Raw genomic sequence first — 2226 nt, forward strand, 5'->3', positions numbered from 1 at the left:
TCACTTCCCACCTCTTAAGTTAATTAAATGCGCTTACCTTTAAGCATATTTCAAACAAAATATTTCCCCTTCCTAAGGTATAGTATAACTCAGTTAAACATATGTTCCTATTTAAGATTAGAGAGTTAAATTTTAAGTTAATATATTGTAATATTATATATATTAGCTAATAAAGCAACAGGTTTACAAGCATTAAATTATCACTATTCTATAATTAATCATTAATTAACTGGGTTTAAAATGAATGTTAAAAATTTTTTCACTAAAGTAACCGTTGTCCTTTTAGCTTGCTTGTTAATCTTCATGGGAATTGGCAACCTTTTATCAGGTGATGATGAAAAAGAAGAGGTAGCTAGGGTTGGAAAAGAAGTTATAACGTCAGATGAGTATAAGTCGCTATATCAAAATTATGGAAAACAAATTTCTGGATCTGATGCGAGTAGAGAACAAGTAAAAAAGCTGAAATATGATTTGCTTAACGCACTTATAGAGCAAAAACTATTGTTTAACCTAACTAGTGAGCTGGGGTTGACAGTTGGAGAAGAATCTATAAAAAACCATATTAAAAACACCAAATACTTTCAAAATGATAAAGGTGAATTTGACAAAAATAAATTCTATGAAACGCTAAATGACCTGCATATGACAGAGAAAGAGTATATAGCAAAGCTAGAGAAAGTCCTGCCTGCAATGATGTTCATGACTTCATTATTTAAAGATAATTATCCAGTAACTTTTGGCGAGAAAATTGATGAGCAGATATACAAAAGTCGCTACCAAACTAGAGTAGTTGATATTGTTAAAATAACTGAAGATGCAGTTACAAACATTCCTGAACCAGATGATCAAGCCTTACTTGATTTGTACGAAAGAAATAAATCCCATTTTTATTATCCTGAGTATCGAACTGCGCAATATATTTCCCTAGGCCAAAAGTATTTTGAAGATCAAATCAAGATCTCAGATGAAGAAGTTGATGGTATAATAGAACAACAAGAACTTAAAAATCAAAGAGATATATTCAATGCAATATTTTCTACCAAAGAAGAAGCTGAGACAGCAAGAAGAGCATTTGAGGAGGGTAAAACAAGCTTTGAACAGATAGTAGAAGAGTTTGGCAAAGCAAAACTTAAGGAAACTAGAGTAAATAATATAACTAAGGATTTTTTACCAGAAGACGTGAGAGAGAAGGTATTTGCTCTTAAAGTAGGTGAAGTAAGTGAAGTTTTAGCAAGCAGTTTTGGTTGGCACATAGTAAAAGTGGAAAGTGCGCATCAAATCTCTGATGAAGACTTAGTTGATTTAAAAAAAGACATAAAGTCAGTTCTAACTAACCAAAAGTCTTTTGAAAGAGTCAATGATTTCATAAACCAAGTGAACTATAAGATATACAATGGTTCAGAAATTGAAGAAATATTGAGTGAATATAATTTACCTATACAAACTATTGGTCCAGTAGATGCGAGTGGAAAAGATCAAAGCGGTAATAACGTAGGAGATTCTGGTGATTTGATTTCTTTCATTTTTTCGCGAGAAAAGGATCAGAAAGGTTATTTTAAGGGCGTTGGGGACGCCGTTGTTAGTGTAAAAATCGTCGATATCTTTCCACCCAAATTGCAAAGTTTTGAAGAAGGCAAGGCATTAGCGGTAGAGCTTTGGCGTAGTGAGTTTATAAAAGAAAGAATGTTTAAATTCGGGCAAGAGGTTGCAGTTCAACTAAGAGAAAAAACAGATTTGGAAGAAATTCAAGGTGTGGAATTAGTTAAAGGTCAGCAGATGCACCGCAATAAAGTGGATCAACAAAACTACCCCTTTTCTTTTGTAGAAGAGATTTTCAATATGAAAACAACTGGTTCAGTGACAGATCCTATTCAATACAATAATGAAATTATAATAGGTGTTCTAAAAGAAATGCATTCATCAAATGGCAAATTAAACACGCTTGACACCGGAAAACGTGTGATGATATCGCTAAAAGAGCAATTAATTAGCTATCTGGAATCAAAGTATAAAGTCGAAGTTAATCACGCTATACTTGATGATATATAATCAAAAATCTTATAAGCTGCTTCAAACGCATCCAGTGCCCAGACACACAACTGTACGAACATTGCGATTTGAGAGCAATCTTCACTAGAAAGGATGTCATCCCAGTGCCCAGACACTGGGATCCAGGAATTTTATTAAGTTGGTAAGCATAAAAGTAGCCGTTTTATGTTAAAATAC

General features: G+C 33.1%; 1 protein-coding gene. It reads left to right on the forward strand.

What is annotated here, in order from left to right:
* Nucleotides 1-240: 240 nt before the first annotated feature.
* Nucleotides 241-2049, forward strand: a complete 1809-nt coding sequence (locus tag WG67_RS03415) for a peptidylprolyl isomerase (protein ID WP_070356908.1) — start codon at nucleotides 241-243, stop codon at nucleotides 2047-2049.
* The last annotated feature ends 177 nt before the right edge of the window (nucleotides 2050-2226 follow it).

This window comes from Wolbachia endosymbiont of Drosophila incompta (genome assembly GCF_001758565.1).
In the GTDB taxonomy this organism is placed as follows: Bacteria; Pseudomonadota; Alphaproteobacteria; order Rickettsiales; family Anaplasmataceae; genus Wolbachia; species Wolbachia pipientis.

Bases quoted from the DNA above. Each gene is read 5' to 3' on its own strand.
- WG67_RS03415 (WP_070356908.1), top strand. From the start codon at position 241: ATGAATGTTAAAAATTTTTTCACTAAAGTAACCGTTGTCCTTTTAGCT.